Origin of the sequence: Micromonospora kangleipakensis (assembly GCF_004217615.1) — a bacterium.
GTDB classification, from domain to species: domain Bacteria; phylum Actinomycetota; class Actinomycetes; order Mycobacteriales; family Micromonosporaceae; genus Micromonospora; species Micromonospora kangleipakensis.
Genome location: NZ_SHLD01000001.1, coordinates 614,080 through 628,170 on the forward strand (window position 1 = coordinate 614,080; position 14,091 = coordinate 628,170).

The 14,091-nt window shown below is 72.0% G+C and carries 12 protein-coding genes and 2 tRNA genes; 5 read left to right on the plus strand and 9 right to left on the minus strand.

Features of this window, described 5'->3' with window-relative positions; genetic code table 11:
- Positions 1-502: 502 nt before the first annotated feature.
- The gene (locus tag EV384_RS02985; protein WP_242624427.1) at positions 503-1,126 is read right to left on the minus strand and encodes a DUF3732 domain-containing protein; all 624 of its coding nucleotides are present in this window, start codon (positions 1,124-1,126) and stop codon (positions 503-505) included.
- 145 nt (positions 1,127-1,271) lie between these two features.
- Between EV384_RS02985 and EV384_RS02990 the strand changes: the two genes are divergently transcribed.
- Positions 1,272-1,724 (plus strand): helix-turn-helix domain-containing protein, encoded by a 453-nt coding sequence (locus EV384_RS02990; protein WP_207232223.1) that lies wholly within the window; start codon positions 1,272-1,274, stop codon positions 1,722-1,724.
- A gap of 65 nt (positions 1,725-1,789) precedes the next feature.
- Here the strand turns inward: EV384_RS02990 and EV384_RS02995 are convergent, their stop codons facing one another.
- The 3 genes from EV384_RS02995 to EV384_RS03005 all read right to left on the minus strand — a co-directional run bounded on the left by EV384_RS02995 (position 1,790) and on the right by EV384_RS03005 (position 3,292).
- A complete protein-coding gene (locus tag EV384_RS02995; RefSeq protein ID WP_130329902.1) occupies positions 1,790-2,563 on the minus strand; it encodes a maleylpyruvate isomerase family mycothiol-dependent enzyme in 774 nt (257 codons plus the stop codon).
- 529 nt (positions 2,564-3,092) lie between these two features.
- A tRNA-Arg gene (locus EV384_RS03000) sits at positions 3,093-3,165 on the minus strand.
- Between the two features lie 36 nt (positions 3,166-3,201).
- A tRNA-Ser gene (locus tag EV384_RS03005) sits at positions 3,202-3,292 on the minus strand.
- A gap of 134 nt (positions 3,293-3,426) precedes the next feature.
- Between EV384_RS03005 and EV384_RS35730 the strand changes: the two genes are divergently transcribed.
- Positions 3,427-5,001 (plus strand): hypothetical protein, encoded by a 1,575-nt coding sequence (locus tag EV384_RS35730; RefSeq protein WP_242623916.1) that lies wholly within the window; start codon positions 3,427-3,429, stop codon positions 4,999-5,001.
- Positions 5,002-5,080: 79 nt separating this feature from the next.
- Here the strand turns inward: EV384_RS35730 and EV384_RS03015 are convergent, their stop codons facing one another.
- Positions 5,081-5,854: a CPBP family intramembrane glutamic endopeptidase gene (locus EV384_RS03015; protein ID WP_130329904.1), complete on the minus strand. Its 774-nt coding sequence runs from the start codon at positions 5,852-5,854 to the stop codon at positions 5,081-5,083.
- A 144-nt stretch (positions 5,855-5,998) separates the two neighbouring features.
- Here EV384_RS03015 and EV384_RS03020 point away from each other — a divergent pair, with 144 nt between their 5' ends.
- Complete coding sequence (locus EV384_RS03020; RefSeq protein ID WP_130329906.1) at positions 5,999-7,120, plus strand: globin domain-containing protein; 1,122 nt, start codon at positions 5,999-6,001, stop codon at positions 7,118-7,120.
- 112 nt (positions 7,121-7,232) lie between these two features.
- Here the strand turns inward: EV384_RS03020 and EV384_RS03025 are convergent, their stop codons facing one another.
- A complete protein-coding gene (locus tag EV384_RS03025) occupies positions 7,233-8,765 on the minus strand; it encodes a peptide deformylase (protein ID WP_130329908.1) in 1,533 nt (510 codons plus the stop codon).
- A 346-nt stretch (positions 8,766-9,111) separates the two neighbouring features.
- On the opposite strand from EV384_RS03025, the gene EV384_RS03030 reads away from it, so the two are divergent.
- Positions 9,112-9,894: a ferric iron reductase gene (locus tag EV384_RS03030; protein ID WP_130329910.1), complete on the plus strand. Its 783-nt coding sequence runs from the start codon at positions 9,112-9,114 to the stop codon at positions 9,892-9,894.
- Between the two features lie 43 nt (positions 9,895-9,937).
- Here EV384_RS03030 and EV384_RS03035 read toward each other — a convergent pair whose 3' ends face one another.
- Positions 9,938-11,740 carry a DUF6311 domain-containing protein gene (locus tag EV384_RS03035; protein WP_242623917.1) on the minus strand — a complete coding sequence of 601 codons (1,803 nt, stop codon included), beginning with the start codon at positions 11,738-11,740 and terminating at the stop codon, positions 9,938-9,940.
- Between the two features lie 211 nt (positions 11,741-11,951).
- On the opposite strand from EV384_RS03035, the gene EV384_RS03040 reads away from it, so the two are divergent.
- Complete coding sequence (locus EV384_RS03040; protein ID WP_130329912.1) at positions 11,952-12,662, plus strand: class I SAM-dependent methyltransferase; 711 nt, start codon at positions 11,952-11,954, stop codon at positions 12,660-12,662.
- A gap of 111 nt (positions 12,663-12,773) precedes the next feature.
- Here EV384_RS03040 and EV384_RS03045 read toward each other — a convergent pair whose 3' ends face one another.
- Together EV384_RS03045 and EV384_RS03050 are read right to left on the minus strand one after the other, a co-directional pair.
- Entirely contained in the window at positions 12,774-13,307 is a 534-nt protein-coding gene (locus tag EV384_RS03045; protein ID WP_130329916.1) for a YbhB/YbcL family Raf kinase inhibitor-like protein, read from the minus strand.
- A 110-nt stretch (positions 13,308-13,417) separates the two neighbouring features.
- A complete protein-coding gene (locus EV384_RS03050) occupies positions 13,418-14,059 on the minus strand; it encodes a TetR/AcrR family transcriptional regulator (protein ID WP_165439862.1) in 642 nt (213 codons plus the stop codon).
- Positions 14,060-14,091 lie beyond the last annotated feature (32 nt).

A 14,091-nucleotide genomic window follows, 5' to 3' on the forward strand; every position in this document is an offset into this window, starting at 1 on the left:
CATGTGAGCTCGCCCTCGCTCAGCTCCACACGTACGTGTTCCTCACCGGGCGAGGCTCGTACTCCACCTTTACCTCGCCCTGGTCGATCAAGTCGGTCAGCCGCGCGTTCAACGCCCATTGCTCTTCAGGACTCAGTCTCATGGTCCCCTCCGGGAATCGTCCGGCCCGCTCCCGTCTCATTCTTCAGCTGCCTGCCGCTAACTACCAGGACAAACTCGCTGCCGCCCGTCAGCGTGGCTGGCGGAGCACACTGGCCACTGCACGGCATCTGCGCTCGCGGACCCGGTTCTACCGGGCGTTCTCGGCGCTGGTGGGAGCCGTTGCCCCCGATGGTGCGCCGGGTGGCGCCGAGCCAGGGTCCTGGAAGCGACGTGCACGGTGCAGCCTCGTGGCGACTGCGTCCGTACGCCGACGCTCCCGTGTCTACGGGAACCCTCGGAGCGCTCACCGAGGCTGAATGCACCATGAAGACTGCGCTTGGCGCGAACTCGGATGGCGCCGCTAGTCCTCCTCGATCCAGTCCGCGGGTATCAACGCCTCGCCGTCAGCGCGCCACCGATACCTGACCGCGTCGCTGAACCATTGCTCCTCAAGATCCGCGTGCTCCATGACGATGACTTGGAGGTCTACGTCGGGACGCGCAATGGTCTCCATGACCACTTGATAGGTACGGACGAGCGCCTCCCGATCGTCATCGGGCAGCACGTGCGAACCGTCGCCGGCGTAGTCGGAGGGAAACCAGACTTGCGACGGCTGGTCCATGATCAGAATCCTGGGTACCGGCCGGTCCTCCGTCGCGAACCACTCATGCAACGTCAGGAAGGTCGCAACGTGGTACCCGACATAGTTCTCGCCGCTACCCATCCCGTGCAGTGGGACCGCTCCGTTGCGGGTGTCAGCGACGACCGTCAGACGCCTCAAGTCCAAGCGGATCGGCCACGCCGAGTGCTCGATTCCAAGGCGTTGAGCCTTCTCCCACAAGTTCTGACCGATGCGCGCCATGAAGGATGAGAGGAGGTCGGGGTTACCGTTCTCCTCCAGCCTTGCCTCGATCTCGGCGATCTCGGCCTCAATCTCAGCCGTGCGGTCCTGGATGGGCGGTTGTTGGCCACGTCGGTCGAGCATCTCCAAGTAGAAGCCGATCCGCCCCTGAACCAACGCGGTACGAGCCTCGGCGTCGCGAAGCCTCGCGATGGCCTGGACTCCGGCCTCTAGTGCTCTGACCGGGAACGTTTACCGGGTTGGCGGCGGCGGGGCCGGAACCGGTTGGATGAGACGGACATCCGACGGGTTTGGGGGCGTGGTGGCGGAGCTGGTCAAGATCAGGAGGCTGACCGACCAGGAGGGCCAGCAGTTACAACGGATCGTGCGCCGGGGCAGCACCAACACAGTGCGCTATCGACGGGCGATGATGCTGCTGGCCTCGGCCGACGGCAACCGAGTTCCAGTGATCGCCCAGTTGGTGCAGGCCGACGAGGACACGGTGCGGGACGTGATCCACCGGTTCAACCAGATCGGCCCGGCCTGCCTGGACCCTCGGTGGGCGGGAGGCCGTCCCCGCCTGCTCAGCCCTGACGACGAGGACTTCGTCGTCCAGACGGCCACCACCCGCCCGACCAAGCTCAGCCAGCCCTTCACCCGCTGGTCCATCCGCAAACTGCTCGCCTACCTGCGCAAGGTGCACGGCCGGGTGATCCGCATCGGCCGCGAGGCCCTACGCTAACCCCGGGCCCAGTGGCGCCCGCAGGAGCGCACGCACAACCGACAGATGCGTCACAAGTGCGCGCTTTACGCGTTCGGGTCCCAGTCTGCGAGCTGCTCCATCGGCTCGGTGTCGCCGGTGGTCTCCAGGCCGTCGAGCGGGACGCGCTCGTAGAAGTAGAGGACCAGTTCGCTCGCTGCGCCTCGCATTGCCATGTCGCCCGGCTCCGCGTCGGCGGCGAGGTCGTCGCAGCGGACGCCGTCGGCGTTGAGAGTCAGGCGCCAGGAGCGGCCCTCGGTCGTGTGCAGGTCGATGGTCGCCGGCTTGAACGGCCAGGGGACGGTCGTCGCCGAGACGGTCGTCAGGAACTCGTCGACGCCCTCGACCGCGACGTCCGTCGGCAGCGGCTGTGCGGCCCCCAGGGTGAGCTGGGCGTCGTAGGTGTGGACGGCGATCTCCTGGATCTGGTGCCGGGCCACGGCTCCGCTGGTCTCCGGGGCCTGCGAGCGGCCCCACCAGGTCCAGCAGCCGCGGTCCGGGCCGGCCTCGCGCATCGCGTCGAGCATGAGCTCGGTCGACTCGGCGAGCCAGGCGTCCAGGGCTTCGCGGTCGCGGGGCGCGGTCGGGGCGCCCTTCGGGTCCGTCCTCGCCGGGGGCTCAGCGCCCGGGCCCGCCGCGACGATGGCGGCCTGGCGGCGGCGGCCGTCGCCGAGGTGCTGCGCCAGTTCGCGCAGCGTCCAGTCCGGGCAGGTCGGGACCTGGACGTCAAGGTCGGGGGCGGACGCGATCGCGGCGCGGAACGCGGCCGAGCGGTCTTCGATCAGCCGCAGGACCTCGGGGAACTCCAAAATGTTTTGCACCTCGGTTGTGTATCACTGCGCTCCGGCCGCCGGGTAGCGAATTTGTCGGACGAACGCGTCGACAGCCGGGCGGAGCGCCGGCGCCGAAGCCGTCCTGAAACTCCGCGCACTGCTCGCCAACGGCGACTTCGACCGCTACTGGACCTACCATCTGGGCCAAGAGCACCAGCGCAACCACCAGGCCCGCTACCAACTCGCTGCTTGACCTACGAAGTCACTCCCAGCAATCCGCACCCCTGGCCGATGTCAGCGGCCTGAGTGCCGCGAAGACGGCAACGCGCCTGCGCGGGGGTGGGCGGGTTGAGGCACCGGGCCAGGGTCGACAGCGGCGCCGACAATGACGGCGGTCAGGGTGGCGATCGCGAGCCAGTGGCCACAGGCGTCAACGTTCGGGCTAGCTTCTTCCGCGACTGACCGTCACGATCAAGCAGCGCCAGCGTGCGAGCGCGCGCCCATGGGCGCGCGAAAAAAGCCCCCCTGGTCGACGGTTGTCGATGACCAGAAGGGCATTTTCCCTGTTCAACTGCTGTGCGCCCGAAGGGACTCGAACCCCTAACCTTCTGATCCGTAGTCAGATGCTCTATCCATTGAGCTACGGGCGCTTGCTGCTCGGCCAGTCTACACACCCGGCTTCCGCGCGGAGACTCCGGGATTCGAACCCGGGAGGGGCTTTAAGACCCCAACCGCATTAGCAGTGCGGCGCCATAGACCAGACTAGGCGAAGTCTCCCTGGTGGCCCGCAGACCACCGCGCCCGAGGATACAGGTCCGTACCCACCCCGGGCAAAGCGACTACCAAGGCGGCGCCCCGACCCAGCGTTTCCCACGTGTGCGAGGTCACCCTCGGGTCTACGCTCCATCGATATGCAGGAGCAGCCGCCGAGCGATCCGCCCCGCCGCGAGCCCGCCGCCGGCGCCCGGCGGAGCCGCTCCCCGAAGCCGACCTTCGCCGCGCCGCCGACGCCCGAGCCGCCCGCCCCGCCGGCCCGCCAACCGGAGGCGGAGAGCGGGCCGCAGTCCCGGGCGCGGCGGGCCAAGGCCGCGCCGGCCGTGCTGTTCCAGCCGCCCGACCCCGATCAGGCGGTTTCCCGCGCCCCGGGCCGCTCGGCCGGCGACGCCTCGGGGACGGAGGGCCACACCCGCCCCACCGGTACCGCCGCGCCCCGGCCTCGCCCCGCAACCGGGGCCACCCCGCCTCCTGCCCCTGAAGGCCCAGTGACCGATGCCACCCCTGCCGCCGAAGGCGTCGCGGCCAAGGCCACCCCGACCCCTGCCCTGGCAGGCACAGGGACGGAGGCCGCAACGAAGGCCGCCCGGACGCCCGGGGCCGGTCCGCGAGCCGTCCCGACCGAGCAACGGGCAGAACCGGTCGGCCCCGGGGCGGATCCGGCCCGGCTGGAGTCGGCGACGGACGAGGAAGCCCCGAAGCCCACGCGCCGCGCCCCGGCGAAGAAGGCGAGCCCGGCGAAGAAGGCGAGCCCGGCGAAGAAGGCGGTTCCGGGGAAGAAGGCGAGCCCGGCGAAGAAGGCGGTTCCGGGGGAGAAGGCGAGCCCGGCGGCGCGGCAGCGTGCCGAGGCGGCACCGCCGAAGGTCGGCGACGATGCCGGTGGCGGTGGACACACCGAGGCCGCCCCGACGGGGCAGGCCACCGCGCCGCGGAAGGCGGTCACGCGGGCCGCGACGCCCAGGAAGGCCGCCCCCGCGAAGAAGGCGGCAGTCGAGATTCCCAGCCAGCCGGGTCCGGCCACGGTCGCCGTACGGGCGGTCGACGCGGCGGAGCCGGCGTCGGGGCGTACCGCCGGGGTGGAGTGGCGGGTGATCACCTCGCGCGTCCTCGACCGCCCGGCGTTCGCGCCGGAGCTGCTGGCCCTGGCGGCCGTCGAGGCGCTCGGGCCGCGCGCCCGCGAGTGGGCCGGGCGGCTGCGCGGCACGTACCCGGATGCGGACGCGGACGGGCTGGCCCGGCTGGCCACCCGGCGGTTCGTCCGGCTGGCCGGGACCGGCGGCGCGGTCGCGGCGGGGGCCGGGCTCTTCGCGCCGGTGGCCGAGCTGGCGGCGGTGCTCTGGACGCAGGCCAACCTGGTGCTGCACCTGGCGGCGGCGTACGACCGCGACCCGGCCCATCCGGACCGGGCGGCGGAGCTGCTGGTGCTCACCCAGGTCCACCCGGACGCCGGCACCGCCCGCCTGGCGCTGGACGCGGCCCGGGCGGCCGACGGGCCGGGGGATCGGCCCTGGCCGCGGGCCGCGGAGGCGGCCTGGCGGCTGGCGACGCCGCTGGCCGCGCAGGCCGGCGGCTGGCTGGGCCTGCGGCTGGCGTCGCGGCTGCTGCCGGGGGCGGCGATGCTCGCCGCGGCGGCGGGGGATGCGGCGGCCGCCGAGCGGCTGGCCGCCCGCGCGATCGCCACCTACCGCGGGCCGCGGGTGCCGGGGCGGTGATCGTCGCGCGGTGCGCCAGGTCGGGGCTTGATTCGTCCTGGAGAGCGGGGGATGCCGCGGCCGGCCCGGCCGGCGCGGGTCAGAGCCAGCCGAACCACGATTTCGGCAGCAGCGCGTAGCCGACGAAGGCGACCACGTCGAGCAGGGTGTGCGCCACGATCAGCGGCGCCACCCGACGGGTACGCAGGAAGAAGAGGCTGAAGACGACGCCCATCACCGCGTTGCCGAGGAACGCGCCGAAGCCCTGGTAGAGGTGGTACGAGCCGCGCAGCACCGCGCTCGTCGCGACCACCGCGCCGAGCCGCCACCGGAACTGCCAGAGCCGGTTGACCAGGTAGCCGACCACGATCACCTCCTCCAGCACCGCGTTCTGCACGGCGGCGAGGATCAGCACCGGCACCGCCCACCACAGGTGCGGCAGCGCGGCCGGGACCAGGGTGGCGTTGACGCCGAGCTGCGCCGCCGCCCAGAACAGCGCCAGCCCGGGCAGGCCGATCAGCGCCGCCAGGCCGGCACCCCAGCCCAGGTCGAACCCGGGTCGCCGCAGGTCCACCCCGAGCGTCCGCGCCGGGTCGCCCGGGTCGCGGGCCAGCAGGTGTACGGCGAGCAGCACCGGCAGCAGCGCGAAGAAGATCCCGACGAGCTGGTACGTCAGGTCGAGGTAGGGCCGGGCCGACTGGGAGTTGTTCAGCGACGCGGTCTGCTTCGACAGCGGGCCCGCGGCGGTCAGCTTGGCGGCCAGCGACACCACGGCGTAGACCGCGGACTGCCCGAGGGAGAGCCCGAGCACCAGCAGCGTCTCGGTGCTCAGGGTCCGGCGGGACACCGGGCGGGTGAGTTCGTCAACCGTCACCGGACCACTGTGCCGCACGGCGGGGCCGCTCGACACCTCGGCCGGGCGGAGTGCGGCGGTCGCACATCGTGTGCGACCGGTGAGCACGCTCCGTGGAGATTCTATGGGGGCCCGATCCGCCGTCAGGAGAAGGAGCGTGCCCCCGTGGAGAACTTCGCGCGGCTGCTGAAGGAGAGCTGGACCCTGGTCGAGGAGGACCGGGAACGGCTGAGCGCCCACTTCTACGCCCGGCTCTTCCTGCTCGACCCCGAGCTGCGCAAGCTCTTCCCGGTCCAGATGAGCGGGCAGGGCAACCGGATCCTGGAGGCGATCGTCACCGCCACCCAGACGGTCGGCGACCCGGAGAGCTTCGACGAGTACCTGCGCGCGCTGGGCCGGGACCACCGCAAGTACCACGTCGAGGCCACCCACTACGAGACCATGGGCGTCGCCCTGCTGGACGCGCTGCGCAGCACCGCCGGCGACGGCTGGAACCTCGAGTACGACCAGGCCTGGCGGGAGGCGTACGCGAGCATCTGCGAGAAGATGCTGGCCGGGGCGGAGGCGGACGAGAACCCGCCGTTCTGGCACGCCGAGGTGCTCACCCACGAGCGGCACGGCCCGGACACGGCCGTGCTGACCGTCCGCGCCCTCCAGCACCCACTGCCCTGGAAGGCCGGCCAGTACGTCAGCGTCGAGGCCCCCCGGTACCACCCGCGGGTGTGGCGGACGTACTCGGTGGCGAACGCCCCGAACGACGACAACGTGCTGGAGTTCCACGTGCGTACGCCCGGTGGCGCGGCCGGCTGGCTGTCCGGAGCGCTGGTCCGCCGGACGAAGCCGGGCGACCTGCTCCGGGTGGCCGCCCCGATGGGCTCGATGACGCTGGACCGCTCGTCGGCCCGGGACATTCTCTGCGTCGCCGGCGGGGTCGGGCTGGCCCCGATCAAGGCGCTGGTGGAGGAGCTGATCAGCTTCAACCGGACCCGCTGGGTGCACGTCTTCTACGGCGCCCGCCGGCCGGAGGAGCTCTACGGCCTCGCCGGCCTGGAGGACCTGGTGAGCGCGCACCCGTGGCTGTCGGTGACGCCCGCGTGCAGCGAGGACCTGAACTTCGACGGCGAGCTGGGCGACATCTCCGACGTGGTCACCCGGTACGGGCCCTGGACGACGCACGACTGCTATGTCTCCGGCTCGGCCCCGATGGTCCGGGCCACCCTGCGCGCGCTCGCCGCCGACGAGGTCCCGCCGGAGCACATCCGGTACGACACCTTCGGCAACCTGTAGGCGTTCCTCCCCCCGAGCCGGGTCGCGTGCCCCTCCCCGCTGGGGCACGCGACCCGGCCCCCGTCCGCCGGTGCGCGGGCCGGGCCGGCAACCGGCCCGCGTACCGGGGCGGTCAGTAGCGCCAGGGGGTGCCCGACTCCCGGTACTCCTCGACCGGCACCACGGGCACCCCGGGCGCCATCCGGTCGACGTAGAGCCACCCCTCCAGGTGGTCGATCTCGTGCGCGACCAGGCGCGCCATCGCGTACTCGAACGACGTGATGATCCGGCTGCCGTCCCACTGGGCGTGCTCCACGTCGATCCGCAGCGGTCGGGGCACCAGGCCGCGGTGGTCGAAGAAGGAGAGGCAGCCCTCGTACTGCTCGTCGGTGTCCGGGGCCGAGTCGACGATCCGGGGGTTGAGCAGGACGACCGGCTCGGCCGCCCGGTCGGGCGGGCGGACCACGGCGGCGGCCCAGCCGAGCCCGAGCTGCGGGGCGGCGATGCCGACCCCCTTGCTGAACGGGTGCAGTTCGTCGAGGCGGGCCAGGGTGGCGCAGAGCCGGTCGACCACGTCCCGGGCGGTGCGTTCCTGGCGGGGCAGGTCGAACTGGCGGGCGGGCTGGCGGAGCAGGTCGTCGCCGCGCTGCAGGATGCCGATGCCGCGCATCCGGTCGCTGGCCCGGACCCGCACGCCGGTCGCCGGGCCGTCCGGCTCGGCGTCCGGGGGCTGGTTGCGGAAGCGCCACTGCAGCCGGTAGCGGGCGTTGAGGGGCGGGTCGTCGGTGGACCAGTCGAAGAGCGCCCGGCCGCCCCGGTCGTGCCGCTGGATCTGGGTACGCAGCGGCCCCTCCTCAGAGGAGAGGGAGGTCTCCACCCCCCAGACCTGCGGGTCCAGCTCCACGGGGAGGTCCAGCCGGACGGCCAGGTGCCGGGTGGGGAGGCGGACCGCCCGCTGGAACCAGGGCCCCCACTTCTCCCGTCCCACCCGGTACGCGTACTCGATGGTGACCCGGTCGCCGGGGTAGAGCGGGAAGCGGCCCTGGGTGTTCTCGAAGAGCAGCCAGATCTCCTTGAACGCGTCCCGGTCGTGCTTGGCCCGCCAGTGCATCGGCTCGGGCTGCCCGCCGCCGTCGTCCCGGTACGCCCGCAGTTGCAGCTCGGCGAAGGTGAGCGGGTGTTCGCGGTGGTGCCGGTTGGAGCGGCCCGGGTCGTTGGGGTAGCGGTCGACGGCGACGCGGACCAGGTAACGGGTGACCGGCTCGGTGCCGGCGTTGTAGAGCTCCCGGCGGATCACGCAGCGGTAGCCGTCGTCGGTGTGGCTCAGGGTGGCCAACTCCCGCTCGACCACCAGGCCGGTGCCGGGGGGCAGCCACTGGCCCGGGACGGGCGGCTCGCGGCGCCCCCCGCCGGAGCGGGCGTGCCGCAGCTCGTCGTACTCCCGGAAGCGCTGCCAGATCGCGCCGCTGGCCTCCAGGACGGCCTCGGCCCGGCGGGCGAAGTCCTCGGTCGGGCGGTGCCGGCGGCCCTCGACGTGGCTGACGTAGGACGGGTCGAAGCCCATCAGGGTGGCGAGCTGTTTCTTGGACAGCCCCCGGTCGGTGCGGTGCCGGGCGAGTTCGGCTGCGAACGAGTCGGCGGCCCGTTCGATGGGGGAGGTCGTCATCGGCTTCCTCGTGACCGGGAGTACCAGTTTCACGCTCAGTGGCCGAACGTGCACAGAAACTGGCTCGTATTCGACACTCACCTTGACAATTCAGCCATGCACGTCGATGCTTGCGCCGCCTCTCGACCAGCTCGGCGGCGTTTCCGGGCGTTTCCGCCCCCGCCCCGCGGGTAGTACGCCGGCACGCGGCGACCGGTCGGCGGAGTGACCGGGACCTCTCCATCAGCCCCTTGGCCCCGCTTCCCCCGGCCCGAAGCCTGTGGTTAGGCTAGCCTTAGCTCAGATGGGCCTACCCATACCGACCGGCGGGGCGACCAGACAGGGGACGCGTCAGGTGACAGCGGTGATGCCGAGGCGGGACGTCGCCGCGCCGCTCGCACCGGTGACCGCGACCCTCCGCGCCATGTTCGGCACGGACGACCTGCCCGGGCTCGCGCCCGGCCTGCTGGTCACCTCCGACAAGGCGCGCTGGGCCCCGGCGACCCGGCTGGTCGACGGGACGCTGCTGCCCGAGTTCCTGCACGCCGCGACGGTGCGCTGGGGCGGCACCCCGCACGCCTGCGCCGCGCTGGCCTGGAAGTCGTACAGCTACTGGACAGCGCTGCCGGCGGTGCTCGGCTGGGCCTCCGCCCGGCGGGTGCCGCTGCTCGACCCGGCCGACGTGCTGATCCACTTCGAGGACCACCGCCCGCTGCTCACCCTGGGCCTGCGCCGCTCGACCACGGTCGCGGTGCTGCCGGGCGACCCGCTGGCGCTGACCGGCGCGCCGGAGGTCCGGGTCGTCGCCGACGAGGCCGAGCTGCTCGGCGCGCTGCGCGCCTCGCTGCTCGACGCGCACCTCGCCCCGATGATCGCGGCCATCCAGGCCGAGGTCCGGATCGGGACCCGTACGCTGCTCGGCTCGGTCGCCTCCGGCATCGCGCACGGCATCCTGCGGGCCGCCGACACGCTGCCCGGATCGTCCACCCGGAGCATCGAGACGCTGCTCGACGCGCTCGACCTGGCCGACCTGGTGGAGTTGGTGCCCGGCCCGGCCGGCGAGCCGACCGTCCAGCGGCGGACCTGCTGCCTGGCCTTCACGCTGCCCCGGCCGAAGATCTGCCAGGGCTGCTGCGTCCGACCCTCCTGAGCCCGGTTCCCGCCCGCTTCCGGGCCGCCTGCCGGCCCGGCGCTCAGTCGACCAGCGGGCGGACGTCCCAGAGCCACACCCCGCCGGTGAACACCGGATCGATCCCGGTCAGCTCGGTCATCCCCCGGTGCAGCGCGCCCGACTGCTTCTGCCGGGGGTCGAGGAGCACCGCCCCGGCCCGCCAGTACCGCAGGTCGTCCACGGCGGCCACCCGGTCCTGCGGCGTGATCGGCGGCACCGCGTCGGTATCCCGGATCACGGCGAAGAAGGTGCTGGTGGGGCGGGGCGTGGCGGTGAAGAGGGCGACCCGGCCGGCCCCGGGCCGGGTGTCCGGCGCGAGGAAGTAGCCCCGGGCGAGCGGCATCTCCAGCCGGGTCTCGGCGGACCAGCGCAACGGGTCGGCGTAGGTGGTGTCCGGCAGCGGCAGGGTGACGACGCTGTGCCCGCCGGCCACGTACGTCCGCCAGGCCCCCGAGCGGACGAACTCCGGCGTGGGGTCGAGGCGTACCGAGGGGAGCGGGGTCGGCAGGATCGGCAGCAGGGCCATCGCCAGCACGGTGCCGGTGACGAGCCGGATCTGCGGGCGGGCCTCGGGGTGCCGTCGGGCCAGCCGCCGCGCCTGGTCCGCGCCGAACGCGAGCAGCACCCCGACGATCGGGGTCAGCGCGAGCGACCAGCGGGTCGGCACCACCGAGTGCAGGATCGGCAGGTCCTCCAGCAGCGCCCACGGCCCGGGCACGCCGGTGTCCCGCCCATCGAAGCGGATCTCCCGGCCCAGCGAGAAGAGGGCGAAGAGCAGGCCGAGCGCGGCCAGGCCGAGCACGACGGCGTTGCGGCGCAGCCACCAGACCAGCGCGATCACCAGTACGACCAGCGGCCAGCCGAAGAAGGCGTTCTCCTCGGTGGCGTTCTTGGCCAACCAGACGCTGCCGCGGGCATCGCCCGCGACCGACTCGCGCGACCAGGCCACAAACGAGGCGAGATCCGTGCGGTAGCCGCGGATCAGCCGGGACAGCCCCTGGTACGCCCCCGGCCCGAAGAACTGCACGTACAGCGGGTACGCGAGCAGCGCCCCGGCGACGGCGGCGGCCACGCCCAGCCCGGCGGCGAAGGGCCGGACCGCGCGCCGCAGCTCCGGTCGGCCGAGCGCGAGCGCGCCGACGACGACGGCGAGGCCGATCGCGGTCATCAGCAGGATCTCCAGGTTGAGGAAGGCCTGCCAGACGATCACCAGGCCGAGCAGCACGCCGTTGCGCAGCCAGCGCCCGGGTTCGGCCAGCCGCAGAGTCCGCCAGACGATCAGCGGCACCACGAACTGGGAGACGATGTTGGGGTGGGCGTTGGCGTGCGACACCATCGCCGGCGCGAAGGCGCAGAAGCCCGCGCCGAGCCAGGCCGGTCCCCGCGCCCCGATCAACACCCGGGACAGGACGAAGTACCAGGCCACGCCGGTGGCGATCATTCCGGCGGTGAGAAAGACCAGGAAGGCCGTACGCGGCCCGAAGAGGACGGTGACGGGCGCCATTGGCAGTGAAATGGATAATACGGACGTATTAGCCATCAGATTGACGCCGTCCGGGACATTCATCTTGTCCGAGACGAACGGATAGGCAAAATCGGTCACCACCCGCGCACCGTGCGCCATCATCCACTCGAACTGCGCCTGATCGGAGCGGTTGTCCCGCACCCCGTCGCCGGGGTTCACCCAGAACCGCGCGGTCACCCAGAAGGCGAGCAGCACGAAGCTGAGCACGGCGGCGACGTCGATCCACCGGCCCCGCCCGTCCCGTACGCCCCGGTCGGGCTCACCTTCAACCGTGCCGCCGTCCGATTGAGGAGTAGTCATAACAATTCGGAGCGTAGTCAGGGTATGGCAGGGAGGTGACATGTTTCGGGGTACTGGCGTACTATGTGCCGGGTTCGCCGACCGCCGATCACGTGCCCACCCCCGACCGCATTTCGGCCACCCCCGGTGCCCCGATTCCCACGCCATCCATCCGGATGGTTGACTCTGTCGGTCCAGGCGCGGGTCAGTTCATATCGTGAGGAATCGACGCATGGCAGAAATCACTGGGGATCAGCGCGTCCAGTCGGAGGTGCTCGAAGGCTTGGCGACGGCGGTCAACCACCGCAGGTGGTTCGTCGAGCTGGCGGTGCCCTACCTCGGTGACAACCCCATCGAGATCGGCAGCGGGCTGGGCGACTACGCCCTGGAGTGGTCCGAGCACCTGCCCCGGATCACCGCCACCGAGGCGGATCCGGACCGACTCGTCCAGCTCAAGGAGCGGCTCACCGAGCATCCGACCATCGAGGTCCGGCAGATGCTGCTGCCGCACTCGGAGCGCGGCGACTACAGCGCCGCCGTGTCGTACAACGTGCTGGAGCACATCGAGGACCACGTGGGCGCGCTGCGCAGCATGCGTGACCTGGTCCGGCCCGGCGGCGCCGTGGTGATCATCGTGCCGGCGTTCCAGTTCGCGATGAGCCCGGCGGACATCGCCACCGGCCACGTCCGGCGGTACACGAAGAAGACCCTCGCCGCGGCCATGACCGAGGCGGGCCTCACGGTGGAGAAGATCCACTACGCGAACGCGCTCGGGCTGATCGGCTACTTCATGGCCACCAAGGTCTTCCGGCTGATGCCGAAGGAGGGCCCCATGGTCAAGGTCTACGACACCCTGGTCCTCCCGGCGACCAAGGCCGCCGAGCAGCGCCTCCGCCCCCCGTTCGGCCAGTCCGTCTTCGCCGTGGCCCGCGTCCCCGCCTGACCCCGCCCGGCCCCGCCCTCCGCCCGCGATCTTGCACTTTGGGCCCGCAATCCGCGACTCATGTCCGCTCTGCCCGGGCCGTAAGTGCAAGATCGCGGGGCCGCAGGGGGGTTACTCCTTGATCTGGTACGTGGGGCGGATGACGGCGCGGGCCAGGGTGTGGAAGGCGAGGTTGAAGCCGACGAAGGCGGGGCTCGCCTCCTTGCCGACGTCGAGGCGCTCCACGTCGACGGCGTGCACCGCGAAGACGTAGCGGTGCGGGCGGTCACCGGGCGGCGGGGCGGCGCCGCCGTAGCCGGTGTCGCCGTAGTCGTTGCGGATGCTGAACGCTCCGCCGAGGTCGCTCTCCTTGACGCCGGTGGGCAGCTCGGTCACCGACGCGGGGACGTCCACCAACACCCAGTGCCAGAAGCCGCTGCCGGTGGGGGCGTCCGGGTCGAAGCAGGTCACCACGAAGCTCTTCGTCGCGTCGGGAAAGCCCGACCAGGCGAGCTGCGGGGAGACGTTCTCGCCGCCGGCGCTGCCGTGCGCGTACCGCGCCTCCATCGGCTCGCCGTTGTGCACGTCGTCGCTGGTGAGGTTGAACGACGACACGGTCGGCAGCAGCTCGTACGGGTCCGGGGCGATCGGTCGTTCCAGGCTCATCGAAACGGTCCTTCCGGGTGCGCGAATTCCTGCGCCCCTTCATACCCCCTTTTCCAGCCCGAGCGAACCGAAAGCGCGTCGTGGCCTCGCGCTGGGCACCGTCGATTTCCTCATGCGAGAAGCTGCTGCGCCACGACGTCTTCGAGCCACCGTCGGTAACGCTCAGGGCTCCAGCCGCGGTGCCGGCACAGCAGCTGATGCACCTGCGGTGAGCCGAGGGCGTAGAGGATGTCGGCCGCGGCGGTGGCGTCAAGCCCCGCACGCAGCGCCCGGCGGCGGGCGAGCTCCTCGGTGAGAGCCAGGTAAACCTGGTGTGTGGCGCTGGCGCCGGCATCGGCGGCGGCCCGCATGTCGGCATCCGCGCCCGCCGCCTCGACGCTGACCATGATGAGATCGCCGGCCCGGTCGAGCAGTGCCGCCGTGTACTCGATGGTCCGCCCGATGGCTGCCCGGGCATCGAGCTGCTGTTGCGCGGCACGGATCTCAGCCCGGTCCGCGACGCGGACGGGTTGTTCATCGCCGACGGTGGCCACCCCGAGGGTGTGCCGGAACAGGGCAGCCTTACTCGGGAACGCGTCATAGAGCGTCCGCTCACCGACCCCGGCTTCGGCCGCAACCTCGCGCATCGTCGTGGCCACATAGCCCTTCCGGGTGAACAGGCTCGCGGCGGCCGCTCTGATGCGCAGCCGGGTCGCGGCCGCGGCCGCGACCCGAGCCGCGGATCGGTACGGCCTCTTGACTGGATCAGCCATGAAGCTCATCCTAGCGTTATTCGCCGCAGCCA